This window comes from Marisediminitalea alba, from assembly GCF_002993365.1.
In the GTDB taxonomy this organism is placed as follows: Bacteria; Pseudomonadota; Gammaproteobacteria; order Enterobacterales; family Alteromonadaceae; genus Alteromonas; species Alteromonas alba.
Genome location: NZ_PVNP01000182.1, coordinates 47,629 through 73,270, shown reverse-complemented (window position 1 = coordinate 73,270; position 25,642 = coordinate 47,629). Strand labels below are relative to the sequence as shown.

At 48.2% G+C, this 25,642-nt stretch carries 25 protein-coding genes and 1 rRNA gene; 12 read left to right on the top strand and 14 right to left on the bottom strand.

All coding sequences use genetic code 11. The annotated features are described in order from the left end of the window. Nucleotides 1-156 (bottom strand): 16S ribosomal RNA (locus C6Y40_RS16225); the annotation flags it as partial. Nucleotides 157-685: 529 nt separating this feature from the next. Continuing rightward, the gene (locus C6Y40_RS16220; protein ID WP_105935465.1) at nt 686-1,729 is read right to left on the bottom strand and encodes a CDP-glycerol glycerophosphotransferase family protein; all 1,044 of its coding nucleotides are present in this window, start codon (nt 1,727-1,729) and stop codon (nt 686-688) included. A gap of 155 nt (nt 1,730-1,884) precedes the next feature. Between C6Y40_RS16220 and C6Y40_RS16215 the strand changes: the two genes are divergently transcribed. Beyond that, nucleotides 1,885-2,427, top strand: a complete 543-nt coding sequence (locus C6Y40_RS16215) for a gamma carbonic anhydrase family protein (RefSeq protein ID WP_105935464.1) — start codon at nt 1,885-1,887, stop codon at nt 2,425-2,427. A 3-nt stretch (nt 2,428-2,430) separates the two neighbouring features. Here C6Y40_RS16215 and aroE read toward each other — a convergent pair whose 3' ends face one another. Continuing rightward, the gene (aroE, locus tag C6Y40_RS16210) at nt 2,431-3,246 is read right to left on the bottom strand and encodes a shikimate dehydrogenase (protein ID WP_105935463.1); all 816 of its coding nucleotides are present in this window, start codon (nt 3,244-3,246) and stop codon (nt 2,431-2,433) included. Here aroE and C6Y40_RS16205 point away from each other — a divergent pair. Then, nucleotides 3,245-3,691 carry a group II truncated hemoglobin gene (locus tag C6Y40_RS16205; protein WP_105935462.1) on the top strand — a complete coding sequence of 149 codons (447 nt, stop codon included), beginning with the start codon at nt 3,245-3,247 and terminating at the stop codon, nt 3,689-3,691. The two genes, aroE and C6Y40_RS16205, sit on opposite strands and share 2 nt — an antisense overlap. Nucleotides 3,692-3,764: 73 nt before the next feature. On the opposite strand, the gene C6Y40_RS16200 is transcribed toward C6Y40_RS16205, so the two are convergent. The 7 genes from C6Y40_RS16200 to C6Y40_RS16170 form a co-directional block, all read right to left on the bottom strand. Further along, complete coding sequence (locus C6Y40_RS16200; RefSeq protein WP_105935474.1) at nt 3,765-4,448, bottom strand: OmpW/AlkL family protein; 684 nt, start codon at nt 4,446-4,448, stop codon at nt 3,765-3,767. 151 nt (nt 4,449-4,599) lie between these two features. After that, nucleotides 4,600-5,523: an oxygen-dependent coproporphyrinogen oxidase gene (hemF, locus tag C6Y40_RS16195; protein ID WP_105935461.1), complete on the bottom strand. Its 924-nt coding sequence runs from the start codon at nt 5,521-5,523 to the stop codon at nt 4,600-4,602. Between the two features lie 2 nt (nt 5,524-5,525). Further along, nucleotides 5,526-6,089 carry an L-threonylcarbamoyladenylate synthase type 1 TsaC gene (tsaC, locus tag C6Y40_RS16190; RefSeq protein WP_105935460.1) on the bottom strand — a complete coding sequence of 188 codons (564 nt, stop codon included), beginning with the start codon at nt 6,087-6,089 and terminating at the stop codon, nt 5,526-5,528. Nucleotides 6,090-6,100: 11 nt separating this feature from the next. Next, complete coding sequence (locus C6Y40_RS16185; RefSeq protein ID WP_105935459.1) at nt 6,101-6,667, bottom strand: DNA topoisomerase family protein; 567 nt, start codon at nt 6,665-6,667, stop codon at nt 6,101-6,103. A gap of 26 nt (nt 6,668-6,693) precedes the next feature. Further along, the gene (locus C6Y40_RS16180) at nt 6,694-7,170 is read right to left on the bottom strand and encodes a DUF494 family protein (RefSeq protein WP_105935458.1); all 477 of its coding nucleotides are present in this window, start codon (nt 7,168-7,170) and stop codon (nt 6,694-6,696) included. A gap of 277 nt (nt 7,171-7,447) precedes the next feature. Next, a complete protein-coding gene (gene dprA, locus C6Y40_RS16175) occupies nt 7,448-8,557 on the bottom strand; it encodes a DNA-processing protein DprA (RefSeq protein ID WP_105935457.1) in 1,110 nt (369 codons plus the stop codon). Nucleotides 8,558-8,601: 44 nt separating this feature from the next. Then, nucleotides 8,602-9,681, bottom strand: coding sequence for a LysM peptidoglycan-binding domain-containing protein (locus C6Y40_RS16170; protein ID WP_240621986.1), 1,080 nt, complete (start codon nt 9,679-9,681; stop codon nt 8,602-8,604). Between the two features lie 199 nt (nt 9,682-9,880). Here C6Y40_RS16170 and def point away from each other — a divergent pair, with 199 nt between their 5' ends. The 5 genes from def to C6Y40_RS16145 all read left to right on the top strand — a co-directional run bounded on the left by def (nt 9,881) and on the right by C6Y40_RS16145 (nt 15,665). After that, the gene (gene def, locus C6Y40_RS16165) at nt 9,881-10,390 is read left to right on the top strand and encodes a peptide deformylase (RefSeq protein WP_105935456.1); all 510 of its coding nucleotides are present in this window, start codon (nt 9,881-9,883) and stop codon (nt 10,388-10,390) included. Between the two features lie 11 nt (nt 10,391-10,401). Beyond that, complete coding sequence (gene fmt / locus C6Y40_RS16160) at nt 10,402-11,367, top strand: methionyl-tRNA formyltransferase (protein WP_105935455.1); 966 nt, start codon at nt 10,402-10,404, stop codon at nt 11,365-11,367. Continuing rightward, a complete protein-coding gene (gene rsmB / locus C6Y40_RS16155) occupies nt 11,364-12,668 on the top strand; it encodes a 16S rRNA (cytosine(967)-C(5))-methyltransferase RsmB (protein ID WP_105935454.1) in 1,305 nt (434 codons plus the stop codon). Before fmt ends, rsmB begins: the two co-directional genes overlap by 4 nt. Before the next feature lie 31 nt (nt 12,669-12,699). After that, nucleotides 12,700-14,079, top strand: a complete 1,380-nt coding sequence (gene trkA / locus C6Y40_RS16150; protein WP_105935453.1) for a Trk system potassium transporter TrkA — start codon at nt 12,700-12,702, stop codon at nt 14,077-14,079. A 230-nt stretch (nt 14,080-14,309) separates the two neighbouring features. Further along, entirely contained in the window at nt 14,310-15,665 is a 1,356-nt protein-coding gene (locus tag C6Y40_RS16145) for a CsgG/HfaB family protein (RefSeq protein ID WP_205664790.1), read from the top strand. On the opposite strand, the gene C6Y40_RS16140 is transcribed toward C6Y40_RS16145, so the two are convergent. Together C6Y40_RS16140 and elbB are read right to left on the bottom strand one after the other, a co-directional pair. Then, on the bottom strand, nt 15,662-17,113 hold the full coding sequence (locus C6Y40_RS16140) for a TrkH family potassium uptake protein (protein WP_105935452.1): 1,452 nt from the start codon (nt 17,111-17,113) through the stop codon (nt 15,662-15,664). The genes C6Y40_RS16145 and C6Y40_RS16140 overlap by 4 nt on opposite strands. Nucleotides 17,114-17,203: 90 nt before the next feature. After that, nucleotides 17,204-17,860 (bottom strand): isoprenoid biosynthesis glyoxalase ElbB, encoded by a 657-nt coding sequence (gene elbB, locus C6Y40_RS16135; protein ID WP_105935451.1) that lies wholly within the window; start codon nt 17,858-17,860, stop codon nt 17,204-17,206. A 394-nt stretch (nt 17,861-18,254) separates the two neighbouring features. Between elbB and polA the strand changes: the two genes are divergently transcribed. Continuing rightward, nucleotides 18,255-21,026, top strand: coding sequence for a DNA polymerase I (gene polA, locus C6Y40_RS16130; protein WP_105935450.1), 2,772 nt, complete (start codon nt 18,255-18,257; stop codon nt 21,024-21,026). A gap of 450 nt (nt 21,027-21,476) precedes the next feature. Here polA and yihA read toward each other — a convergent pair whose 3' ends face one another. Then, the gene (gene yihA, locus C6Y40_RS16125; protein ID WP_105935449.1) at nt 21,477-22,109 is read right to left on the bottom strand and encodes a ribosome biogenesis GTP-binding protein YihA/YsxC; all 633 of its coding nucleotides are present in this window, start codon (nt 22,107-22,109) and stop codon (nt 21,477-21,479) included. Nucleotides 22,110-22,280: 171 nt separating this feature from the next. On the opposite strand from yihA, the gene C6Y40_RS16120 reads away from it, so the two are divergent. From C6Y40_RS16120 to C6Y40_RS16105, 4 genes are all read left to right on the top strand, one after another. Then, nucleotides 22,281-22,904 (top strand): c-type cytochrome, encoded by a 624-nt coding sequence (locus C6Y40_RS16120; RefSeq protein WP_105935448.1) that lies wholly within the window; start codon nt 22,281-22,283, stop codon nt 22,902-22,904. Between the two features lie 336 nt (nt 22,905-23,240). Then, a complete protein-coding gene (locus C6Y40_RS16115) occupies nt 23,241-23,876 on the top strand; it encodes a class I SAM-dependent methyltransferase (RefSeq protein WP_205664789.1) in 636 nt (211 codons plus the stop codon). Between the two features lie 62 nt (nt 23,877-23,938). Beyond that, the gene (yihI, locus tag C6Y40_RS16110) at nt 23,939-24,427 is read left to right on the top strand and encodes a Der GTPase-activating protein YihI (protein WP_105935446.1); all 489 of its coding nucleotides are present in this window, start codon (nt 23,939-23,941) and stop codon (nt 24,425-24,427) included. 2 nt (nt 24,428-24,429) lie between these two features. Further along, the gene (locus tag C6Y40_RS16105) at nt 24,430-24,909 is read left to right on the top strand and encodes a DUF2489 domain-containing protein (protein ID WP_105935445.1); all 480 of its coding nucleotides are present in this window, start codon (nt 24,430-24,432) and stop codon (nt 24,907-24,909) included. Here the strand turns inward: C6Y40_RS16105 and C6Y40_RS16100 are convergent. Beyond that, nucleotides 24,873-25,460, bottom strand: a complete 588-nt coding sequence (locus tag C6Y40_RS16100) for a DNA-3-methyladenine glycosylase I (RefSeq protein ID WP_105935444.1) — start codon at nt 25,458-25,460, stop codon at nt 24,873-24,875. The two genes, C6Y40_RS16105 and C6Y40_RS16100, sit on opposite strands and share 37 nt — an antisense overlap. Nucleotides 25,461-25,642: the final 182 nt, after the last annotated feature.

The following is a 25,642-nucleotide window of genomic DNA, read 5'->3' as shown; positions in this document are numbered from 1 at the left end:
CAACTGTTATCCCCCTCCTGAAGGCAAGTTCCCAAGCATTACTCACCCGTCCGCCACTCGTCAGCGATTAGCAAGCTAATCCTGTTACCGTTCGACTTGCATGTGTTAGGCCTGCCGCCAGCGTTCAATCTGAGCCATGATCAAACTCTTCAATTAAATATCGAAATTTTGAATTGTCGTTGTTGACACTCTTAATGAGTGCCCACACAGATTGTCTTGTTATAGATTGTTAAAGAACAATGCGAAGCTGTTGATATCGTTACGATAATTTTTGCTTTCACTGCTTCAGGCTTTAATGTTTAGCCCCGAAGCGGGATGCGTATATTACGCTCTTTGTTTCCAGTGTCAACAACTTTTTGAAATTTAATTTCTAAGGTTGCCACTCAAAACCGCTTCAACTTTGTCTGTTCAACCTCGTTGAAGCGAGGCGCGCATTCTACGCTAATGGCTTCCTGTGTCAATGCTTTTTTTTGAGTATTTTCAAACACCGCATTTGGCTGAAAGCCGCTTCCAATAAGGCCTTAGGCGTTATTGTTGGGTTAGCGTTTTAGTGCGTTCCCCGTCGAAGTGGGGCGCATTATAGAGAGTTGGGCACGCAGGTCAACGGTTATTTTCAAAAAACTGTCATATTTGATTTGTTCGCTCATTAATGCAGCAAAACAAACAAATAATCAGCATCAATCGACTATTTCCAATAACCAAGCTTCTTTCTAAGCTTAAATTTGCGCAGCCAATTACGTGGTTTCGCTTTTAACGTACCTTTATGGTTCTTATTAAAGTCGTCCACTGCGTCTAACACCCTTGCAGAATTGTTACCATCGCGGTGAGCCTCATGTTGCCAGGTGTAATCTTTGATCGACTGCATTAGCGTTTCCGGCATTGTTAAGGCTTCTTCAATGGCAGGCTCAACCTGAGTTGTATCAGTAACGTCTAGCAGATGGGGGCCAGGGTTGGTATTACGGTATGTCACCACCGGTTTATCCAGGAGCATGAATTCCAGAATAATAGATGAGCTGTCGCATAGCATTAAATCAGCTCTCTGCAACGTTGGTAAGCCTTCATTACGTTCAAAGCTAACGTTATCTAAGCGCATTGCCAGGCTTTTATATCGTTCAATAATTGTTGAGTCGGTAATTTTTGGATGAAAGGTGATTATCCAATGCCAATCGCGCTTGCTTGCCAGATGCGCAATAGTGTCATACAAAGTTTCTACCGATGTAATCCCACGGCTGAAAGTGGGCGAATACAGAATGGTTGTTTTTCCGTTATTTTGTAATTTGGGTTGGGTAAAGTAAGGGTCGACCTTACACCAACCTGTTTCATAAGATTTGAAGAAGCCATGTTTTTGTTCCAGCATCTTAAATATAGGGGTGCTGCTCGGCCCTTGGGTGCAATAGATGTCGAACCAGTTACGAATGGTAAAATGATCATCCAAAACATCGCCCTTTTCTCCCCGTTTTCCTACCGCATAACCGTGGAACAAGGCAACTTTTGTTCCCGGCAAGAAATGATAAATGTGATTTCCACATGCAAAGATAGCAATTGGATTATAAGCAACAACCTCATCGATACTATTTAATAACACTTCTTCCTGATTGAGGTAGTTTTCACACCCGGATTCAAGATACCAGGCAACTTCGTCCCCTCGCGCCAGAATTTCTGTCTGTAACGGTCGGAAGATAGCGTATGCGTAGGGTAACGTCGCAAATAAAACATATCGCTTTGTCATCGATTTTCTCTTTCGTTTTGCTATAACCGGTATAGTTTATCAGTTATTCGATTTGCAAGTGCCTGCGGAGTTGGTTAATTTTCTAACGCCATCTACTTTTGCGTTATTATTGACCCGAAAACCTCGATTCTTCTTATTCGTTTACAGAGTGACTTATGCAACAACCAACAACTAGCTTTAAAGGTATCTCCCCCCGCATTGGCAACAATGTATATATAGCAGATTCGGTACGCCTGGTAGGCGAAGTAGAAGTCGGCGACGATAGCAGCATCTGGCATATGGTCGCCGCACGGGGTGATGTTAACTATATAAAGATAGGCGCACGTAGCAATATACAGGACGGCACTATTCTTCACGTTACCCGTAAATCAGCCGGCAACCCCGATGGCAACCCGCTTATCATTGGTGATGATGTTACTGTTGGTCATAAATGTATGCTGCACGGATGTACGCTGGGTAATCGTATTCTGGTGGGGATGGGCGCGATTGTAATGGACGGTGCCATCGTAGAGGATGATGTGTTTATTGGCGCAGGTACATTGGTACCGCCGAATAAACGCCTCGAAAGCGGTTATTTGTATGTGGGTAATCCTATGATACAGAAGCGGCCGTTAAAGGAAGCAGAAATGGCTTTCTTAAAACAGTCTGCCATTAACTATGTTGAGCTAAAAGACGACTACCTTGCTGAAGGTGCGTAACCCCTAACGGTTACGCAGGTATTCAATAACACTGGCCGTCGACGGCTGTTTGCCTGTCCAGATATAAAACGCCGCGGCGGCTTGCTCCACCAGCATACCCAGACCATCCAGCTGCTTTGCGGCACCCAGTTGCTCAGCATGGGCCATAAATACCGTCGCGCCATTATCCTTTGAGTACACCATATCGTAAGCGAGATGGCAGTTAGCCAGCACGGCATCGGGTACGGTGGGTAGCGTGCCGGATAAACTGGCAGAAGTAGAGTTAATCACTACATCGTAATCTGCCAACAGTTGTTTGTGGTTAACTGCTGTTACCTTTGGGTTGTTAGCATCTTCGGCAATGGCCTGAGCTTTTTCTATAGTTCGATTAAGAATGTGCAGGCTTTCAATGCCGGCATTTAGCAGCGGATGGACAACACCACGGGCAGCGCCACCCGCGCCTAACAGCAACACTTTGGTGCCTTGCAGATCTAAGCCGTTATTAGTGAGGTCTGCCACCAGCCCAATACCATCTGTATTGAAAGCACATAACTCGCCCTCGTCATTACGCATCAGCGTGTTTGCCGCCCTGGCCATTACCACTGCATCATCTTTATGCTTTGCCATGGCGCAGGCTCTTTCTTTAAAAGGTACGGTAACGTTGCAACCTACCGTTTGCGATGCAGCGAAAAAATTGTCGATAGTGGCTTCAAAGCCATCTAATGGAGCCTCTATTTTCTCGTAGCTGATATCCTCAGCACAGGATTTAGCAAACATTTGATGAATGGTTGGTGATAAACTCTGAGCAATTGGATTTCCAAAGACGGCAAACTTTTTCATGGGACTATTATCGAAACTGGGTATGGGAAAGAAAACTTCGGACAACAATACTGGTGTTACTACCCCCTATCAAGCAATAGGTGGAGAAAATACCGTCAGGCAACTGGCGAACCGGTTTTATGACATCATGGAAAATGACCCTGTGGCGGCGGAGCTTTTAGCCATTCACCCGCAACCACTGGATCGTATCCGTCATATCTTCTTTCTTTATCTTACCATGTGGCTGGGTGGTCCTAACCAATACGAACAGGAACGTGGCCATCCCCGGTTAAGGGCCAGGCACCTGCCTTATACCGTTACGCCAAAACTGAAAGCCCAATGGATGTACTGCATGCGCAAGGCCATGTATGAGTGCGTTAACGATATGAATATAGCCGATCAGTTGCTAAAGGCATTGGATCAACTTGCCGATCATATGGTTAATCGTGAAGACGAAGCCGTATAAATAAAAAAAGGCCCTTCAATGAAGGGCCAACAGGCAGTGCAAAAACACAAGGTGAAACTGATAAAACTATTTTTTAGAACTTGTAACCCGCAGAGATGGTGAATACATAAGGGTCAATATCCACGTCTACGCTACCTTTTACGTCGGCAACGGTAAATTCTGCAGTGGTGTCGATTTTGATATAACGGGCAGAAGCATTGATTGACCAGTTGTCATCAACCTGGAAATCAAAGCCAACCTGAGCTGCTAAACCAAAAGAGTTGTCCAGCTCCAGATCCGTAAAGGTTTGGTCTTCCCGGGCACCGGTAAATTCTTCGTCGAAGAAAATGGTGTAGTTAACACCCACGCCAACATAAGGGGTAAAGGCGCTGTTAGTATCAAAGAAGTAAACCGCGCTAACTGTAGGTGGCAGGTGAGTAACTTCAGCCAGTTTGCCGTCGCCTAAACCCAGACCATTGTCTGCAGTATCGATAAGGGTTACGTCATGAGTAAATGGTGTGGCAGCCAGTACTTCAAGGCCCCAGTTAGAATCCAGCATGTAAACCAGGTTCAGGCCAAGCTGAGTGTTAGAATCGACCTCTACGCCCATTCCTACGTTGCCACCCAGGGCGTCTACATTAACGTTGCTTGAATCGTCGTTTGGTGAAACAGAAGTTAAACCTGCACGTACAATGATGTCGCCGGCTTCATAGGCAAATGCTGAAGGCGCAGATACTAGTGCGGCTAGAACTAGTGTAGCTAATGCTGATTTTTTCATTGTGTATTTTCTCATTCGTTTAAGTTGATGGAGGCTAATGTACGCCTCCTGACAAATAAAAATTTGATCTAAAACAAGTTTGAAAATACGTTTAAAAATCTGCGAATTAAGGTTGATCTACGTCAAAAGATACCGGCGCAAAGACTCGCTTTTACCATTGATGAGGAGTAAGCCAGTCCTGCAGTTTGGCTTCTGGTGACCCGGCAGGCGCGGCATAACCATACTCCCAGCGCGCCAGCGGCGGCATAGACATGAGGATAGACTCGGTACGTCCGCCGGTTTGTAAACCAAACAAGGTACCGCGGTCATATACCAGGTTAAACTCTACATAACGTCCACGCCGGTAAAGCTGAAACTGGCGCTCACGCTCACCGTAAGTATTGTTCTTACGTTTTTCGATAATCGGCACATAGGCATCCAGATACCCATTGCCCACGGCCTGAATATAAGCAAAGCACTGCTCAAAGTCCCACTGGTTGAGGTCATCAAAGAACAGCCCGCCAACCCCACGGGTTTCGTTGCGGTGTTTCAGATAGAAATACTCGTCGCACCACGCCTTGTGCTCGGCATAGACCGTTTCGCCGAATGGCTTACAAATTTTCTTCGCTGTGTTATGCCAGTGCTGCACATCTTCTTTAAAAGGGTAAAACGGGGTTAAATCGAAACCACCACCAAACCACCAGATTGGTGTCTCTCCCTCTTTCTCGGCGATGAAGAAACGCACATTGGCGTGCGAAGTAGGAATATAAGGATTATGGGGGTGGATCACTAATGACACGCCCATGGCCTGAAAGCTACGCCCAGCCAGTTCAGGGCGCGAAGCCGTTGCTGAGGCAGGCATTTGGGTACCATGCACGTGCGAAAAGTTTACCCCACCCTGCTCTATTACCGCGCCATTCTTAATCACCCGTGAGCGACCACCGCCACCCTCTTCCCGTTCCCAGGCATCTTCTACAAAGTGGCCCTTGCCATCGGCCAGTTCCAGGGTGTGACAGATATTGTCCTGCAAAGCCAGTAAAAACGCTTTAACCGACTCAATCGCCTGAGGCGTATCCTTTAAGGGGGTAATACTCATGTTTAATTCCGAATGGTGGTACCGGTTAAGGCATCTTTAATAGTTGAGGGTTGAGCGGCTCCGCCTACCAAACCTTCCACATAGTGAACACTGTTAGCAAAATAACTGCGGGCTTCTTCTGTGGTTCTGGCTGGTTCCTGCCCGGTCAGGTTAGCGCTGGTCGACACAATAGGACGGCCGAGTTTGTTACACAACTCCCGTGCTCCTTCGTGAGCGGTCACCCTGACGGCAATAGCATTGTGCTCGCCGGTCAGCCATGTTGGCGCCGTAGCAGACTTAGGTAATAACCAGGTTACCGGGCCGGGCCAACAGGAAAAAATACTGAATCTTTTATCCTGGGGAATGGCATTATCATCTACATAAGGCAGCAGCTGGGAATAATTAGCAGCGAGCAGAATAAGGCCTTTTTCTACCGGGCGCTGTTTTAGCGCCAGCAACGACATAACAGCCGCCTCGTTATCGGGGTCACAACCAATGCCCATTACCGCTTCAGTGGGATACACCATGAGTTGGCCACTTTCAAACGCTGCTACATCAGCATCCTGATGAACTGATTCAACGCTCATTTGTTACCTCTTTATTCTGCTTCTTGTTCGCTTTGTGCTTCTTTATAGCCACATAATGGCTGCGGGCACACTAAACGGCCCTTCTTTTCAACCAGTATAGCCCATCCGCAATCCGGACAGGACTTCTCAACCGGCGCGAAATTTACCACATAACGGCATTCAGGATAACGATTACAGGCAAAAAAGCGCTTACCGTATTTATTGGTGCGATCGAGCAGATGTCCTTTATGGCATTTAGGGCAGGTAACAGAGGTATCGGTTTGCGGTTTGGCATTTTCGATATGATGACAGGCCGGAAAATTAGTACAACCGATGAACATACCGTACCGGCCTTTTTTGATGGCCATAGACGAGCCACATTCAGGGCAATGGCTGTCTTCTATCACTTTTAATGTGGTTGTTTGATTATCGTGTAAAGGCTTGGCGTAGTGGCAATCAGGATAGCCACTACAGCCGATAAACGGGCCTGACTTGCTGTTTCTGATGCGCAGCTCTTGCCCACAGTCCGGGCAAGGCCCGTACTGATGTTCTAAAGCGTGCTCATGCGCTTCGAACAGTGAATGATCAATCTTCGACACAGCCCTACACTTCGTAATCTATAAGATTAGTGCAGTATACCGTCATGCTCTTCGAATAACAGATCTTCCATCTGCGCGTAGGCATTTTCTTTGCCCGGCACATTAAACAACACCATCAGGACCACCCACTTAAGGTCTTCTAAACAGAACTCCGGCGAGTCGATTTCCATGACTCTGTCGATGACCATTTCCCGTGTGGAAGCATCCAATACGCCAACCTGCTCAAGGAACAGTAAGAAACCCTGACATTCAACATCCAGGCGCATTTGTTCCTGCTGCGTATAAATACGGCTCAGGCTGCTGGAGATACCTTTACAGAAGTAGGGGTTAATATCAGTTTCTTGCAGCGCGGCGAGTTTTTCCAACCAGGCGAGCGCTTTGTATATCTCATCGTGATGAAATCCTGCGCGGACCAGCTCTTCGGTTAGTTCATCCTGATCGACGCGAATTTCGGTTTCACTATGGATGAAGTTTTCGAAGAGATACATGAGGATATCGAACATAGCATTTTCCCCCTCAATTTGAAGTAACCACTAAAAAGTGATTACCTAACCTCGCAAACTCTATTGTAGTGGTCTGGTCTTTTTTCAAGTCTCAAGACCAGTTTTGCGTACGGTGTCGATGCAAAAAAGCAAAGCATCTAAGTTCAACTTATCTAAAAATACGGATAATGCCAAGCTTTGGGTCGACTTTTTTTCGATTAAGTGAAGCATTACCCTGCAAGCGGTTGACTCTCATACAAAATAAGGCTTGCCGCTAACTAGCCCGAAAGCAGAGACCTTAACTACCAACAGGCCCCATAGCTCGGGTATAACCGCCGGGCACTGCCACTATCCGGCCCTGAAGCTCAAGTTCCACCAGCCGTGGCATTAAGCGATTAACTGACAGACCGGTCTTCTCAACCAGATAGTCTATATTTATCGGCTCACCGGTAAATTCTTTTAGTAATGGTTCATCGTCGTCATCTTGCTGATGATTGCCACCTTCTCTCTCTAAGTCTTTTACAACCCAACCCAACTCCTCGCAAATATCGCCGCTGCTGGTGACCAGCCTGGCGCCTTGCTGAATAAGGTAATGAGGTCCCTCGCTGAGTGGATTGTTTATGTTGCCGGGCGTAGCAAATACATCGATACCCATGTCTGCGGCCAGATTGGCGGTAATCATGGAGCCACTTTTAATACGCGCCTCAATTAACAGTACCCCGCTCGACAGCGCGGCAATTAAACGGTTTCGCCGAGGAAAATGGTATGGCTTAACCGTTTCCCACGGCGGAAACTCCGACACCAGACATCCACCGTGTTCAACCAGGCTCAATGCCAGGGCCTGATGGCTGCGCGGGTAAATGCAGCCCAGCCCGCCACCAAGAATGGCTACGGTGCGCCCTGAGGTAGGATAGGCGCCCTGATGAGCCGCGCCATCAATACCAAGCGCCAGACCGCTGGTAACCGTTATACCTGCGTCGCCAAGCTCCTTTGCCAGGCGACGCGCTGTATTTAAACCGTTAATGGTTGCCTTGCGGCTTCCCACAATGGCCAGCTGCGGCGCTGTCAGCAACTGTGCATTGCCATGGCAATAGAGTATCAAAGGAGGCGAATCAAGCTGTTTTAAACGCTCGGGGTAAGCAACATCACTCATGGCGATAATCTGATTGAGCGGGTGTTGGCAAAGCCATTGTTTAATCCGTTCAATCTCATCGCCGGGACTGTTGATAAGGGCTATTTCATCAGGCTTGAGGCCACACTGACTAAGTTCTCTAACCGGCAGACTGAATAGTTGCTCAATGGTTAATTCGAAATGGGCCAGTAGCGCAAGCCAGAATGCGGGCGATCGTTTTTTAACTAAGCTCAGACGTAGCCAGTGCTGAATAAATGGTGATAGTTGGTTTTGCATTCACACTCCCGTTCTCGGTACTGAGACGGGAGTGTCAGTACCGGTTATGGCTGGGCGACAATGTTGCCAGTTCGAACCATGTCACTGGCCCGGGTGATAATGCCGTAGCTGGCATTAGTGAAGGTACTGAAGATAACCAGTTCTCCCACTTTTAAAGCGGGCTGATGAACAGTACTGCCATCATCGAACACACTTACCACTACCTTGCTTTCAGTTGAGTACTTCGGTTCTTCACCATCGATGATCACCGGCCCCTGCTGATAAATACCCATCACAGTGCCTGGTTCAATTTCTTCTTCACCTAAGTCCACGATGACCACATCATATTTACCCAACAGCTCGTACTGGTGCAGATTACCCACAATAAACGCACGCTGTGATTCATCCGCTGGTTGCAACGCCATGTCGCCTGCGGTTTTCGGTTCACCATAGAGTAACTTGTCACCACGCTTGGCTTCTGAATTAGACCCGTCAATTTTTACCAGCCACTCGCCCTCGGCACGGTCTTCTATCATGCTTGCGTCGGCGATATGGTGAATTTGTACACCCAGCTCGTTGCCATCAAGGTCTTCAATTGTAGATTGCTTGCGGATCACGCGATACTGATCTCTGGCACGGCCGCTGCGACGACTCATTACCAGATCTTCGTTAACAAAACGAATGGAGGCATTCTTGTTGCCAAGTAAATGGGGCAGGATTTCGTACTTACCGGAATCGAGGATTTCATGATGCTGAATGTAAGGTTCGATAACCGACCAGGGTAACAGGTTTATCGGCTCGCCCTGCTTCACCGTGCGGTTGGCATTGGGTGACAGCGTAACCTGCGGTTTTTGTCTGACAACATCGAGTACTGGTTCACCGTCGACGATGCGCAGAACGAGCACATCACCCGGATAAATAAGATGAGGGTTCAGAATTTGCGTATTGTTGCGCCACAGTTCCGGCCACAACCAGGGTTTATCCAGAAAGATACCGGCGATATCCCACAGGGTATCGTTCTTCTTAACCGTATAACGGGTTGGCGCATCGGGTTTGACCTCCAGCGCCAGCGCATAACTCGCACCGACCCAAAGCATCAGCCCAGCCAGTGTGGCCGCCCATTTTTTTGCAATTTTTAACATCATATCCCCTCGCCAGTAACGTCTCGCAGCCAGCCCTATGCTTGTATTATTAGATCACAATCCCCAATAATTCAGTATAGAAGCGATTAATACTGCATGAAAACGTGCTTTAAGCTAGAATACTGCCTGTTAAGGCAGGATAAATAGCATCATCGGCCTTAGCGTATAATTCTTAATACAGAAAGAGTGTAAATATCGACAGATGGCAATATTAGACGTATTACAATTCCCCGACGAGCGCCTTCGTACAGTGGCTAAGCCCATTGATGAAGTCAACAGCGAAATTAAACAACTCGTCGCTGACATGTTTGAAACCATGCGCGAAGAAAAAGGCATCGGCCTGGCTGCAACGCAGGTTAACAGACACGTACGCCTGGTAGTCATGGACGTCTCCGAAGAGCAGAAAGAACCGCGGGTATTTATTAACCCCGAAATCGTTAACAAAGAAGGCTCAACCATCAGCGAAGAAGGCTGTTTGTCGGTACCGGGTAACTACGCCAAGGTAGATCGTGCCGAGAAAGTCACGGTAAAAGCCCTCGACGGCGAAGGCGAGCCTTTCGAGCTGGAAGCAGATGGCCTGCTGGCAATTTGTATTCAACACGAACTGGATCATCTCGATGGTAAGTTATTTGTAGATTACTTATCGCCCCTCAAGCGCCAGCGTATTCGCAAGAAACTCGAGAAAGAAGCCCGTCTGGCCGCTAAAGCCTGAGAGAAAGCCCTGTGACCAAGCCACTGAATATTGTTTTTGCCGGTACGCCGGACTTTGCGGCTACCCATTTAACTGGCTTGCTCAACAGCCAGCATAATGTGATAGCGGTATACACCCAACCAGATCGTCCCGCCGGACGTGGCAAAAAGCTTACCCCAAGCGCCACCAAACAGGTGGCCGAGGCGCACAATATCCCTGTGTACCAACCTGTTTCGTTAAAAAATGAAGAAGCTCAACAAGAACTCGTCGCGCTGAAGCCCGATATTATGGTAGTGGTCGCCTACGGATTACTGCTGCCCAAAGCGGTACTGGATATACCGACGCGCGGCTGTATTAATGTGCATGGCTCTATTTTGCCACGCTGGCGTGGTGCAGCGCCTATTCAGCGCAGCATCTGGGCTGGCGATAAAGAAACCGGCGTAACCATTATGCAAATGGATGAAGGGCTGGATACCGGCGCTATGTTACACATTGCCAGATTGCCAATTACTGATTCAGATACCAGTGCCACGCTGTATTCCAAACTGGCAGAAATTGGCCCGCGGGCCCTGGTAGATGTGCTGGATAATTTTGATTCCCTGAATGCCGAACCGCAACAGGAAGACAGCGCCACCTACGCTAAGAAGCTCAGCAAAGAAGAAGCGTTTCTTAACTGGCAGGAGCCGGCCGAACAATTAAGCCGCAACGTACGGGCATTTAATCCCTGGCCGGTTTGCTGGAGCCAGGTTAACGGCAAGAATATTAAAGTCTGGCAGGCGTCTGTTAGCGAACACGCCGTTGCCAGTAAAACGCCCGGCACCATTCTGGCTGCGGATAAATCAGGCATAGTGGTAGCCACCGGCGATAAAGCGCTGTGTATTGAGCAGTTGCAGTTGCCCGGAAAAAAGCCCATGGCCATTCAGGACGTGCTCAATGGTTATCAGGAATGGTTTGCGGTAGGCAGCGTCTTGCCGCGTGAGCCTGGGCAAGCACAATGAAACTGCCGGCTAAGGTCGACCTTCGCGCCGATACCGCCTGGGTTATCTTTCAGGTACTTGAACAGGGAAAATCCTCCCGCGAAGCCTTAGCCATGGCACAGGCCAGACACAGCAAACAAGATGCCGCCTGGCTACAGGAAATGGCAATGGGCGTATTTCGTCATTTGCCACAGTTACAGATTTGGCTTCGAGAGCTACTTGAGCAGCCTCTTAAGGGCAGTAAGAAGATCCTTGAACATGTGATTTTGCTGGGTTTTTATCAGCAGGCTTACAGCCGCGTGTCTGACCATGCCGCCGTTGCGGCAACGGTTAACGCCGCGGAAGTGCTCGGCGGTAAAGGTCTTAAAGGACTCATTAACGCCATACTGCGAAACTTTCAGCGTCAGCAACTGGCCGAACAGGTTAGCGACAACCCCATTATTCGGTCAGGTTTGCCTAAGTGGCTCTACAAACGCCTTGCTAATGCCTACCCGCAGAAGTTGGAAAGCCTGTTGAGTGGTATGAATCAGCCTGCGCCTGTCTGGCTCAGAGTAAACCAGCTGCAATGTACGCAACCAGATTACTGTAATGCCTTAACAGAAGCTGGCATTCGCTTTGCACTCTCTGAAGAACATCCGGATGCCGTGCTCCTGCTCGACAGAACGCCAATAACTACCCTGCCAGGCTTTGCCGAAGGCTGGTTCAGCGTACAGGACGGTGCAGCACAGCTGGCAGCGCCACTTCTGGATGCTCAGCCAGGCGAACGTATACTGGATTGTTGTGCCGCCCCTGGTGGTAAGAGTGCCCATATTCTGGAGCGCACCGCCGGGCTGGCGGAGCTGATTGCTTTAGACAGTGAAGCATCCCGCCTTAAACGGATGACCGAAAATTTACAGCGTCTGCAGATACACGCAAACTTAGTCTGCGCCGACGCGGCAGAGGTAAATAGCTGGTGGGACGGCAAACCCTTCGACCGCATCCTGTTAGATGCGCCCTGCTCTGCTACGGGCGTTATTCGCCGCCATCCGGACATACGCTGGCTCCGTAAATCAGCCGATATTGAGGCGCTACAAACGCTGCAGTATAAAATTCTGGCCAACCTGTGGCGTACGCTCAAACCCGGCGGTACGTTACTTTATGCTACCTGCTCTGTGCTGCCGGTTGAAAACACAGCGCAGATTAGCCGCTTCCTGCAAGAGCACAGTGATGCGCAGTTACTGCCAATCCAACCGGGGGAAACCATTGAGCAGCCAGGGCGGCAAATTTTGCCCGGCGAGCAACAAATGGATGGTTTCTATTATGCTAGGCTGCTAAAGTCTTAATAACCAAGATTAAAAACACCTTACAACGACGATGAAAATTATCATCCTTGGCGCAGGACAGGTTGGCGGCACACTGGCTGAAAACCTGGTAGGCGAAAAAAACGAAATCACGGTAATCGATTCCGATCCCGTTATCCTGCGCGCGTTGCAGGACCGCCTCGACCTGCAGGTTGTCACCGGTGTCGGCTCGCACCCTGATGTGCTGCGTAAAGCAGGTGCCGAAGACGCCGACATGCTGATTGCTGTGACCAACAGTGATGAAAGCAACATGCTGGCCTGTCAGGTGGCGTACAGCCTGTTTAAAACCCCCACTAAAATTGCCCGGGTGCGCTCCGAACAATACATCATTTACCAGGAACAGCTATACAAGCAGCAGGACATCCCGGTTGATCATATTATTGCCCCGGAACAACTGGTGACACAGGCCATTAAGCGCCTGATTGACTATCCTGGTGCCCTGCAGGTAGTGGAATTTGCCGACGGTAAAGCCAGCCTGGTGGCGGTTAAAGCCTACTACGGCGGTTTACTGGTTGGTCATGCCTTATCCGCTTTGAAGGAGCATATGCCCAATGTGGAAACCCGGGTAGCGGCCATTTACCGCCGCGGCAAGCCTATTCGCCCGCTGGGTACCACCGTCATTGAAGCCGATGATGAAGTGTTTTTTATTGCCGCCACCAAACACATTCGCGCCGTCATGAGCGAACTGCAAAAACTGGAGTCCAGCTATAAACGCATCATGATTGCCGGCGGCGGCTTAATTGGAGCCGGTCTGGCCAAGCGCCTGGAGCACAATCATAACGTTAAGCTTATCGAATACAGCCCTGAACGGGCACAGTATTTATCTGCCCATCTGGATAAAACCATTGTCTTCAGCGGCGATGCCTCCGACTCTACACTGCTGAGTGAGGAAGGCGTAGAGCAGGTTGATGCATTTATTGCGGTAACCAACGACGATGAAGCCAATATCATGTCGGCCATGCTGGCTAAACGGATGGGCGCGCAAAAGGCTATGGTGCTGATCCAGCGCAGCGCCTATGTGGATTTGGTTCAGGGCGGCGAAATCGATATCGCCTTCTCGCCCCAGCAGGCAACCATTTCTGCGTTGCTCACCCACGTCCGCCGCGGCGATATAGTTAATGTGTACTCACTTCGCCGTGGAGCCGCAGAAGCTATAGAAGCCATCGCCCATGGCGATAAAAATACGTCAAAAGTGGTAGGCCGAGAAATTGGCGATATTAAATTACCCCCCGGCACCACCATTGGTGCCATTGTTCGCGAAGAACAGGTCATCATTGCCCATAGCGATACGGTAATCGAAGCTAACGATCATGTCATTCTGTTTTTAGTGGATAAGAAGTACATCAATGATGTGGAGCGTCTGTTCCAGCCAAGCGCGTTCTTTTTTGGCTAAAGAGTGTCCAGTTTGCTTGCAAAAAACGTCTAAACTGATAGATTTTACTGTGTTGTGAAGTTAATCAGGATGTTGATTTTTCGCTAGGGAGTATTGCGAATTACAGCGGTTTTCCTTGTTTATACGACGCCGTTGCCGGTGAGGTTAAGTACATAATCACTCGAACGTTTTTACTGAAACGTGATACCCCATCGGTTTCCTTAATTGTTAGTATTGTATGAGAGGGATCCGTGAAAACTATCAATTCAAAGGTTGTAAAACCGTTCAAGCAAACCCCTATTAAATCACTGAAGCTGTTAACCATTGCCAGCGCTTTGGCTTTTCAAACGGCGTGTATGTCAACCAACCCGATGATGGGCGGCAGTGACAGCACCGTTACCGGCGCCGCTGGTGGTGCAAATGCGTCGGAAAACAATACCGCTCTGGAAAAATGCGATACCCCATTGGGTACCGCTTCGATATTTGAAGACACCACCTTGCCCTGGTGGCAGGATTACCGCAGAACCTACCCTAAAGTTGGCAGTACAGTTCCGATTCTTCGCCTGATGATTCAACAGTCAAACTGCTTTGTGATTGTTGAGCGTGGTCGGGCAATGAATGCGATGAACAGAGAGCGTCAGTTAATGCAATCCGGCCAGCTACGTAACACCAGTAATATTGGCGCAGGTCAGATGGTAGCTGCAGATTATACGGTAAGTCCGGAGGTTATGTTTGCTGAAAAAACAAGCTCAGGAAAAGCTATTGGTGGGGCGTTACTGGGCGGTCTGGGCTCCCTGGTGGGTGGTGCCTTCGACAAAAACGAAGCTGCTACAACGTTAATGCTGATCGATAACCGCTCAGGTGTGCAGCTATCATCCTCTTACGGCTCATCGTCGAACTATGATTTTGGCATGTTTGCCGGGATGTTTGGTGGTGGTGTAGGCGGTGCAGGTGGAGCGTACTCAAAGACACCTGAAGGTAAGATGCTGACAACCGCATTCGCCGACTCGTTTAATAATATGGTTAAAGCACTGAGGAACTACAAAGCTCAGGAAGTCGAAGGTGGCCTTGGTAACGGTGGTTCACTGTCGGTCAGCGGTGCACAGGATGCCCAGCCACAAACGCAACCTATTCCACAGGAGCCAAGCCCGCCGCTGGTATCAACAGCGGTTTATGTGGAACCCACGCCGGCATCAACTTCTGTGAATCGCAGTAAAAACTATAACTTTGATATAGAAGAATATGACGAAGATGCTTTTAATAAGTATTTTGAATGGCTTAAAAATACCGGACCATTAGTAACAGCATTTGCTAGTTTTGACCCTGAAAATAACAGCAATGCATTTGGCGGTATGTCCATTTCTTCGGTTGCAACAATGCTTCTTGGTCAACTGGATACTTATCGTATCGAATTAGAGGCCTGGCCATATGAAGCTAGGGCTGAAGCCTGGCGAGTTATGGGTAAACGTATTGAGAGCCACAGCAAAATATTCGAACGCAATCGTCAAATGGCGTTGAAAAACGAACGGTTATCAGAAGACGTTCGCTATATGATTTCTGATATCCAGCTTGTTACCAAGGATAACTTATTTCCTGAAGGTATTTAGCCCCGCCAGAACGTTGGCGAGAACAATACCAGTAAGGAAAAGACTTCCAGTCGACCAAACAGCATGGCGGTAACCAGTAACCACTTACCGCCATCGCTGACATCGGCAAAGGTGCCCGCAACCGAACCCAGCCCAGGGCCAAGGTTGTTTAAGGTAGCTGCTGTTGCAGTGAAGGCAGTGATATTATCCAGTCCGGTAGCAATCAGGCCTATCATGATCACCACAAACACAATTGCGTAAGCAGAGAAGAAGCCCCATACCGCTTCTACTACCCTGTCTGGCATCGCACGTTCTCCGAGCTTAACGGAGTAAACGGCTTTAGGATGGATCAGCCGGTCGATTTCCCGTTTGCCTTGCAGAAACAACAGATAAACCCGGATCACTTTTAACCCGCCACCAGTAGAGCCGGCGCAGCCACCAATGAAGCTGGAAAAAATCAGCAATATAGGCAGAAATGACGGCCAGTTTGCAAAATCGGTGGTAGCGAATCCGGCAGTAGTACTGATCGATACGGCCTGGATAACGGCCTGATCCAGAGCTTCCTCAGCGTCGCTGAAATGATTGTGGAAAACCAGCACCATAAAACATACGCTAATCAGTGCCGCCTGAATAAATAGAAAGGCCTTTAATTCAGGGTCCTGCCAGTACCCTTTTAATGACCGGCCACTGGCTGCAGCGTAATGCAGCGAAAAGTTAAAGGCGGCGATAATCAAAAACAGGGCACAAATGGCGTTAACCACCGGACTGTCAAAATAACCCAGGCTGGCATCGTGGGTAGAAAACCCGCCAATGGCGATGGTCGAAAAGGAATGACATATGGCGTCGAACCAGTTCATCCCGGCAAACCAGTAAGCCAGCGTGCACGCAGTGGTCAGCGATAAATAGATATACCAGAGATGCTTGGCAGTATCGGCTATACGCGGGGTCATTTTAGAGTCTTTCACCGGCCCGGGTGTTTCGGCCCGGTACAGCTGCATTCCCCCTACGCCCAGAATTGGCAGAATAGCCACCGCCAGCACGATGATCCCCATACCGCCCAGCCATTGCAGTTGCTGCCGGTAAAACTGTACGGAATGGGGCAGAAAATCAATCCCTTCAATTACCGTTGCCCCGGTGGTGGTTAAGCCCGAAAACGATTCAAAAAACGCATCGGTTACGGTCATAGAAGGTTGTTCGAGAAGAATAAACGGAATAGCACCGAAACTGGCCAGTACCGACCAGAATAACACCACAATCAAAAAGCCTTCGCGGGCTCTCAGGTCCTGGCGATGGCTGCGATTGGGATACCAAAACGCGCAACCGGTCAGTATACATAGAATAAAAGCCAGGAAGAATGGCAAACCACTACCGTCTTCGTAAATCAGAGAAACGATCGCTGGTGGGATCATGGTGACTGAGAATAGTGCAACCAGTAACCCTAAAATACGAATGATAGCGCGATAATGCATTATAGTATGTTGGCTATTTTTTATGTTATTGAATTGATGCAGCTCTCACTATATAGCGAAAGCTACATACAACCAAGAGACTCTTCAGTATTACGTCTGCATAGCAAACACTGCCTGCACCATCTTATCGAGCCCTTCCCCTACTTCCAGCAGGTTCTGGCCAAGCATGTAGGCAGGTGTTGTAACCAGTTTAGCTTCGCTATCAATAATAACCTCGGTCACAGCACAGTTTTGATGTTTGATGCCAAATTGCTCCAGCGCTTCTGCAGTTCCGGCGTCGTTACCAATGGTCAGGTTTACGCTGTTGCCATACACCTTTGCGGCCAGCGCCGGTGCAATACAGGCATAAGCAGCCGGTTTACCAGCGTCGGCAAAAGCTTTACAAACTGAGAGTACATCGGCGTCAAATTCACATTCGGCGCCATCGACCGCGAAGGTGCACAGGTTTTTAGCTGCGCCAAAACCACCCGGTAAAATTAACAAATCAAAGTCGTCAACGTTACACTCAGTTATGGCCTGAACCTTGCCGCGGGTGATACGCGCTGACTCCACCAGTACATTACGCGATTCACCTTCTGCCACTTCCCCTGTCAGGTGATTAATCACGTGCAACTGCGGCTTGTCCGGAGCAAAACACTGGTAACTGCCACCGTGTTTCAGAATACTTTGCAGCGTTAGCACGGACTCATGAATTTCGGCGCCGTCGTAAACGCCACACCCACTCAGAATTACAGCTACTTTTTTCATGATCTTGTCTCCATACTGTGTCTTTTCTGGCTTATGCAATTTCATTTTATGAATTGCCTTTAACCAATTAAAATTTTATCAACCAAAACTAGGATTTCTACTGGTATATGCTAAATTATCCTCTGTACCAGCGCCTGCCTAAATAATAGACAGCTTGGTTATCCACAATAATATATGGAAATAATAAAGCAGGATATAGTCCGCAAAAATTTTATTTTTCCCTTACTTTTCATAAAGATCTGCTACCAATATCGTAGCGATCTGATCGCGAAAAATTTACGTTGATCACATTAGATCACAAAGTTATCCACAACCACTGGGATCGCAATAGTAGCCATCACTAAAGGTGTATGGCATGCTTCGCCACAGACCATAGCAAAAGAAGATTTTAATCATGTCATCCCCTTCAAAGCCCCCGTTTATCCTCGTCGATGGGTCGTCATACCTGTTCAGAGCTTTTCATGGATTACCACCGCTGACCAATACCAAGGGTCAGGATACAGGCGCGATCTATGGCGTGATCAATATGCTCAAAAGCTTGATTAAACAGTACAACCCAACGCATATTGGCGTGGTATTCGATGCCAAGGGAAAGACCTTTCGGGATGATATCTATCCGGAATACAAGGCTAACCGCCCTCCCATGCCCGATGAGCTGCGCTCGCAAATAGCACCGCTGCACGATATTATTAAAGCCATGGGCTTACCGCTGATTATCGAAGACGGGGTAGAAGCTGACGACGTAATCGGTACCCTCGCCCGCCAGGCCGGTGAACAGGGCATAGACACCCTGATCAGCACCGGCGATAAGGACATGGCTCAGTTAGTCAATGAGCACGTAACATTAATCAATACCATGAACAACCAGTTGATGGACGTTCAGGGTGTGCAGGATAAGTTTGGGATCCCGCCAGAACTGGTCATCGACTTCCTCGCACTCAAAGGGGATAAAGTCGATAATATTCCTGGTGTACCGGGTGTTGGGGATAAGAGCGCCCAGGGACTATTAAATGGTATTGGTGGCATCGAAGCCATCTATCAAAACCTGGATAAAATTGCCGAACTGGATTTTCGCGGTGCCAAAACACTGGGCAAGAAAATGGCCGAGTATGAAGAGCAAGCCCGTTTATCTTATAAGCTGGCAACCATTGATGTAGACCTTAACCTCGACTATTCGCCACAAACCCTTACCCCGGAACAAGCCGATAACGACAAACTGGCTGATCTGTACAGCGAATACGAATTTAAGCGCTGGTACACCGAAGTCACCAGCAGTCAGGCCACACCGGCCGCAACAGATTCAGACAGTCAAAGTAAAGAGACCGATGAAGAAGATTCCGCCGCTGCTGATATCGAGACTGACTACACAACGATCCTCGACGAAGCCACATTCAAGCAGTGGTTTGAAAGAATCCAACTGGCCGATATTGTTGCTTTTGATACCGAAACCACCAGCCTGGACTATATGGAAGCGGAGCTGGTTGGTATGTCTTTTTGTATGGAGCCTGGTGTTGCCGCGTACCTGCCGGTTGCACATGACTACCCGGATGCACCGGAACAGCTATCCAGAGACTGGTTACTTCAGCAGTTAAAACCCTGGCTGGAGGATGCTTCCCGGATCAAGGTAGGCCAGCATCTTAAGTACGACAAAAATGTACTCGCTAATTACGACATTACACTCGATGGCATTGGTTTCGATACCATGCTCGAGTCTTATGTATTAAACAGTACCGGTAGTCGACACGATATGGATACCCTGGCACAAAACTATCTGAACCATCGTACCGTTCATTATGAAGAGATCGCGGGTAAAGGGGCTAAACAGCTCACCTTTAATCAGATCGAGCTGGAACAAGCCGCCTTTTATGCGGCAGAAGATGCCGACATCACCCTGCGTTTACACGAAGTGCTGTGGCCAAAGGTAGCGGCCGAAGACACCCTGAAGAAAATTCTGCAGGAAATTGAAGTACCACTGGCCTCTATTCTGGCCCGCATGGAACAACAGGGTGTACTGATAGACAGTCAGCAATTAAGTCAGCAAAGTCAGCAACTGGCTACCCGCATCATGGAGCTTGAAAAAGAAGTGCATGAGATGGCCGGGGAAGCATTTAATTTGGGCTCCACCAAACAACTGCAGCACATTCTGTTTGAGAAGATGGAGCTGCCGGTGGTTAAAAAGACCCCTAAAGGCGCACCTTCAACCTCTGAAGAAGTGTTGCAGGAACTGGCACTGGACTACCCTCTGCCGGCGCTGATTATGGAATACCGCGGTCTGACCAAGCTTAAGAATACCTACACGGATAAACTGCCGAAGATGATTAATCATCGCACCGGTCGTGTTCATACCTCTTATCATCAGGCAGTGACCGCCACCGGCCGGCTATCGTCAACGGATCCTAACTTACAGAATATCCCTATTCGCAACGAAGAAGGCCGCCGGGTGCGTAAAGCCTTTATCGCCCGCGAGGGATACAAGATTGTGGCGGCCGACTACTCACAAATCGAGTTGCGGATTATGGCTCACTTGTCCGGCGATAAGGGACTGCTCGACGCCTTTGCCCATGGCAAGGATATTCACCGGGCAACGGCCTCGGAAGTATTTAATGTTGCTGAAGATGACGTCACCGATAACCAGCGCCGCAGCGCCAAAGCCATTAACTTTGGCCTGATTTACGGGATGTCTGCATTTGGTCTGGCCAAACAGTTACATGTTAGCCGCCAGGAAGCCCAGGAATATATGGATCTGTATTTCAAACGTTACCCCGGCGTACTCGAGTATATGGATCGTACCCGTGAATTTGCCAAAGAACATGGTTATGTCGAAACCGTATTTGGCCGCCGGCTGTATCTGCCTGAAATTAAATCGAGCAACGGTGCGCGTCGCAAAGGTGCCGAACGGGCGGCCATCAATGCACCCATGCAGGGCACGGCTGCCGACGTAATAAAAATGGCTATGATTCAGGTGGATGATTGGAACCGTAGCACCGACAACGATGACGTAGTGATGATCATGCAGGTGCACGATGAATTGGTATTTGAAATCAAGCAGGACACCCTGGATACCAATGTAGCAACCATAGTGGAACTAATGGAACAAGCGGCAACACTGTCGGTACCACTGAAAGTAGAAGCCGGAAATGGCGAAAACTGGGAAGAAGCACACTAAAAAGGTAATTAGCTTTCAGAAAAAACGTAACAATTGCTGAATATTACGGCAAGTCACCGGTTACATAAGTAATAAAATTACATTTTTGACTTGCCGTTTTCGTTTAGCTTAGGTAGTCTTACCACTGTAGGGTACAGAGGTGAGAAATCATTTTTCAAACCTTTGATTTGAGCTCCGGTGTTTACCGGAGCTTTTTTTATGTCTGGAATAAAACTGCAGGCGGGCCCGTTCAAGCTGCCCGTAAAGTATTTCTACCTTCCTCAACACGCCTGAACAACGATTTTTTCACGCTTAAAATACTGATAAATAAAAAGAATAAAATTAATTTAAAAATAAATGAATTATTTCTGAACTTTCGGGGTGATTACGTACTCTTATAATCGGTTTTTTTATGTGTTTTCTCTCAGTCCTTAACCCCATTCCATGAATGGGGTTATTTTTTGGGCGCTGCTAATCAGCGCTACCTTCCTCATCCGCCGGCTCATCTTTGATCAGACCAAACCATTGGTTCAGCACTGCTTCAAATTCAGGTAAACCGTGTTTATTTAAAGCTGAAAAAGTCTGCACAGTGACGTCACCGCAAAATGCCAGCGCGGCTTCCCTGGCCATCAGTAATTGCGCTTTGCGTTTACCTGATTTTAATTTGTCGGCTTTGGTTAATAACGCCAGAACCGGGATCCCGGCCTCCACTGCCCAATGGATAAGATCCTGGTCGATGTCTTTATAAGGATGACGAATATCCATCAGTACAACCAGGCCCTTCAGGCTTTTGCGCTGTTGTAAGTACTCACCAAGGGAACGCTGCCATTTTTGCTTCATGGCCAGCGGTACTTTGGCATAACCGTATCCGGGCAAATCCACCAAGCGCTTATCGGCTTCCAGCTCAAACACGTTAATAAGCTGAGTGCGGCCTGGGGTTTTACTGGTTCTGGCCAGATTTTTCTGCCGGGTTAATGTGTTTAAAGCGCTGGACTTACCGGCATTTGACCGTCCGGCGAAGGCGACCTCAATACCGCTATCATCTTTAAGGTGCTTAATGTCGGGGGCACTGGTAAAAAATTTTGCTTTGCTGTAATAACTCATGGGGTACTCATAATGTCAGAACGTCTGCTACATTAGTCGTAGTTCAATATTAAACCGATGTTATTCCATAGTTTTAGCATGGAATAGGTTTTTCTGACGCGTTAAATGTGTAAAATACGCATGATATCACGTATATCACATCAGCCGTTGGATCCTTGTAAGAGAAAAATTATGAAAAAACTGTGTTTGTTGGTTTGTTTAACCCTTGGGTTTACCACTTCTGTTACTGCCGAAGGAGACCCTGAAGCTGGTAAAGCAAAATCAGCTGTCTGTGCTGCCTGTCACGGACCTGATGGAAACAGTATGATCGATATCAATCCCAAGATTGCCGGTCAGCACCAGAACTATCTGGTAAAACAATTAACCGAATTCCGCTTAGCCTCTTCTACCGGTGGCGAAGAAGGTCGTAATAATGCCGTGATGAACGGTATGGCTGCCCCGCTGAGCGATCAGGATATTGCCGATTTGGCGGCTTACTTCTCAAGCCAGGAAGCAACGCCGGGCTCTACTCCGGAAAACTTTGTTGAGCCGGGAGAAGCTCTGTACCGCGGTGGTGATGCAGAACGTGGCGTAACAGCTTGTATTGCGTGTCACGGCCCAAGTGGTAACGGCATGCAATTAGCAGGTTTCCCGGATATCAGTGGTCAGCATGCAGCCTATACTACTGCTCAGTTAAAAGCCTTCCGCGCCGGCGAACGTCACAACGACATGAACGGTATGATGCGCGACGTAGCCTCTAAACTGACTGACGAAGACATCGAAATCCTGGCGAATTATATCGCGGGTTTACACTAAAATTTACCGTGCTGACTAATGCTTACACGCCATTGTTAATAAAATGTAACACGCAGTGTTGTAATTTATTACAGTTAGTGTAAGCTAGTTTGCGTCGTGAAACCTGTTGTGAAACAGCCCGACAATAACAACAAAAATAAAAAGTCAGTCCACGGATGAATTTATAAAGTGTCAGGAAGACCCAGAACAAAAAATGCTCTGTGAAAAAGAACAATAAGGGGAGCACTGCAGGAAAGCCAGCCGCACAGAGAAGTGCACTAACGGGAGAGGTGTCATCTGACACTCAATTAACAAGGTGATGGTGTGATACCATCACCTTTTTTATTGCGGTAAATCATGTTTAATTGCCCACTTTGCCAGTCTAAACAATACGTTCAGTTTCATCAGGATAAAAAACGTACCTACTTTCGCTGCAATCAGTGTCTGTTGGTGTTTGTCGATCCGCAATGCTTACCAGAGCCGAAACAGGAACTGGCTGAGTACCGCCTGCATCAGAACAGCCTCGAAGACGAAGGCTACCTACGCTACCTAAATCGTTTAGTAGACTGTGTTACGCCGCATCTGAATACGGATGCTAAAGTGTTGGATTACGGCTCAGGCCCCTGCCCGGCATTGGCGCACTTACTTAACAAAGCGGGCTTTAATACCGATTGTTTCGACCCCTTTTTCGGCCCGCACGAAATTCCCGGCACCAGCTATGATTTGATCACGGCGACAGAATCTATTGAACATTTCCACACACCGGCAACAGAATGGCGGCGCTGGATGGCGCTACTCGCGCCCGAGGGCTGGCTGGCCATCATGACCAAGCGGGTACTAAGTGCCGAAAAATTTGCCAACTGGCATTATAAAAATGACCCCACGCACGTCAGCTTTTTTTCTGTTGAAACCTTTACCTGGCTGGCTCGGGAGTATCAGTTAAATGTGATCTTTCCCGACCGCGATATTGTATTGATGCAGAAGCTCGCGTAATAACACGTTATAATGGTAGCTATTAAACACTGCACCAGAGCGCAGGAGCTCGACAAAATACTATGGCAAAAAAGAAAAAATCCAGAAAGGTAGGTTTGATTGGCGTTCGTAAGAACCCGGATCATGTTAATACCAAGTCTTCTGAACGGCCTAAAAAGCATAAAGGCAAAGCCCCGGGTAGCCGACATAATGTTGAACAGAAGAAAGCTGATAAAGCCACTTCCAATACCAACAAAGACCCGCGCTTAGGCAGTAAGAAACCGGTGCCACTGATCAAATCAGTACCGGCTAAGATTGAAAAGCGCAAGTTTGCTACCCCGGCTGAAGAGTTAGCGGCCATTGAGGCTGATGATCGTCTGGCCAGCTTACTGGATAAACTCGATGACGGTGAGAAGATAACCAAAGAGCAGCAGCACTACGTGGATACCACTATGGCTCGCCATAAAGTGTTGTGTGACCTGATGGGTATCAGTGATGAAGAAGATGAGGAAGACGAAATCGACGATTTAGATGCACTCGATGCATTGAAACTGGACGACTACGAGAAATAACTATGCTTTGGATAATTCTGGTTAGCATTGGTCTGCTGATCATCGCCGGGCTGGGTGTTTACGCCGGCAAACTGGTTTTTCAGTTACAGCAGCAAAACGCTCGCCAAAAGGATGCCCGTGAAAAGCGCCTGGTAGTGATGTTTGAAAGTATTCACACCATTGCCAGAGCGATGCAGCAGCAACAGTGTAATGTATCAGAAGGTACTATACGTATCTGCCGGCTACTCAGAGCACTGCCGGAAGAAGCCCGCGACTATGCTGGTGAATATCCGGCTATTCACACGCTGTTTACTGAAGTCAGCGGCTTCGCCATTTTAGAAGACCGTAAGGCATTATCCAAACAGCAGCGCTTCAATGAAGACAAAGCCCGCGAAGCTATCGAAGAGCAACACGAAACGCCGGTTTTAAAAGAGCTGCCGGCTATTATCGCCTACTGTGAAGAGCGCTATCCGCAGTTAGCCAATTCCCGCACACTTTCGTAACAATGACAGTCTGTGGTGTGGTCGTTGACCATGCCCACAGCCTGCATAAAGGCATAGCAAATCGTCTCGCCAACAAATTTAAAACCCGCTTTTTTGAGTGCCTTTGCCATCGCCTTAGACTCTTCGGTACTGGTAGGCGCATCCCGGTAGTCCTGCCACTGATTTACCACGGTTTTATGGTTGGTGAACTGCCAGATAAAATCACTGAATTCCCTATTTTCGGTAAGTGTCAGATAGGCTCTGGCGTTAGTAATAATGGCATTAATTTTTGCCCGGCTACGAATAATCTGTGGGTTTTGTAGCAGTCGCTCAACGTCCTGGTCGTTCATGGCGGCAATTTTGACCGGGTCGAATTGATGAAAGGCCGCTTCAAACCCCGCCTGTTTTTTTAAAATCGTTATCCAGCTCAGGCCAGCCTGCTGCCCATCCAGACACAGTTTTGCAAACAGCTGTTGGGAGTCATATTCAGGCCGCCCCCATACTTCATCATGGTATTGCTGATAAATCGGATCGTCCGACACCCAGCCACACCGAATAACACTTTCACTCATTTTTCTCTCCTGTGATAGGACAACCGTAATACTCTTCGCTGTACAACGCCGGTTTTGTTGGAATAAACCGGACTTTTTAGTCAACAAGCGGGTAATTAAGCCACCCTAGGCCTACATTCATGGCCTGACAAAATGTATACTAACCCACCTCTTTAAGTCATCAGTCAGTTATATTCGTTAAT

Coding starts and splice junctions, on each gene's coding strand:
- C6Y40_RS16220 (WP_105935465.1), bottom strand. CDS start 1,729: ATGACAAAGCGATATGTTTTATTTGCGACGTTACCCTACGCATACGCT.
- C6Y40_RS16215 (WP_105935464.1), top strand. CDS start 1,885: ATGCAACAACCAACAACTAGCTTTAAAGGTATCTCCCCCCGCATTGGC.
- C6Y40_RS16205 (WP_105935462.1), top strand. CDS start 3,245: ATGGGACTATTATCGAAACTGGGTATGGGAAAGAAAACTTCGGACAAC.
- aroE (WP_105935463.1), bottom strand. CDS start 3,246: ATGAAAAAGTTTGCCGTCTTTGGAAATCCAATTGCTCAGAGTTTATCA.
- C6Y40_RS16200 (WP_105935474.1), bottom strand. CDS start 4,448: ATGAAAAAATCAGCATTAGCTACACTAGTTCTAGCCGCACTAGTATCT.
- hemF (WP_105935461.1), bottom strand. CDS start 5,523: ATGAGTATTACCCCCTTAAAGGATACGCCTCAGGCGATTGAGTCGGTT.
- tsaC (WP_105935460.1), bottom strand. CDS start 6,089: ATGAGCGTTGAATCAGTTCATCAGGATGCTGATGTAGCAGCGTTTGAA.
- C6Y40_RS16180 (WP_105935458.1), bottom strand. CDS start 7,170: ATGTTCGATATCCTCATGTATCTCTTCGAAAACTTCATCCATAGTGAA.
- dprA (WP_105935457.1), bottom strand. CDS start 8,557: ATGCAAAACCAACTATCACCATTTATTCAGCACTGGCTACGTCTGAGC.
- C6Y40_RS16170 (WP_240621986.1), bottom strand. CDS start 9,681: ATGATGTTAAAAATTGCAAAAAAATGGGCGGCCACACTGGCTGGGCTG.
- def (WP_105935456.1), top strand. CDS start 9,881: ATGGCAATATTAGACGTATTACAATTCCCCGACGAGCGCCTTCGTACA.
- rsmB (WP_105935454.1), top strand. CDS start 11,364: ATGAAACTGCCGGCTAAGGTCGACCTTCGCGCCGATACCGCCTGGGTT.
- trkA (WP_105935453.1), top strand. CDS start 12,700: ATGAAAATTATCATCCTTGGCGCAGGACAGGTTGGCGGCACACTGGCT.
- C6Y40_RS16140 (WP_105935452.1), bottom strand. CDS start 17,113: ATGCATTATCGCGCTATCATTCGTATTTTAGGGTTACTGGTTGCACTA.
- elbB (WP_105935451.1), bottom strand. CDS start 17,860: ATGAAAAAAGTAGCTGTAATTCTGAGTGGGTGTGGCGTTTACGACGGC.
- polA (WP_105935450.1), top strand. CDS start 18,255: ATGTCATCCCCTTCAAAGCCCCCGTTTATCCTCGTCGATGGGTCGTCA.
- yihA (WP_105935449.1), bottom strand. CDS start 22,109: ATGAGTTATTACAGCAAAGCAAAATTTTTTACCAGTGCCCCCGACATT.
- C6Y40_RS16120 (WP_105935448.1), top strand. CDS start 22,281: ATGAAAAAACTGTGTTTGTTGGTTTGTTTAACCCTTGGGTTTACCACT.
- C6Y40_RS16115 (WP_205664789.1), top strand. CDS start 23,241: ATGTTTAATTGCCCACTTTGCCAGTCTAAACAATACGTTCAGTTTCAT.
- yihI (WP_105935446.1), top strand. CDS start 23,939: ATGGCAAAAAAGAAAAAATCCAGAAAGGTAGGTTTGATTGGCGTTCGT.
- C6Y40_RS16105 (WP_105935445.1), top strand. CDS start 24,430: ATGCTTTGGATAATTCTGGTTAGCATTGGTCTGCTGATCATCGCCGGG.
- C6Y40_RS16100 (WP_105935444.1), bottom strand. CDS start 25,460: ATGAGTGAAAGTGTTATTCGGTGTGGCTGGGTGTCGGACGATCCGATT.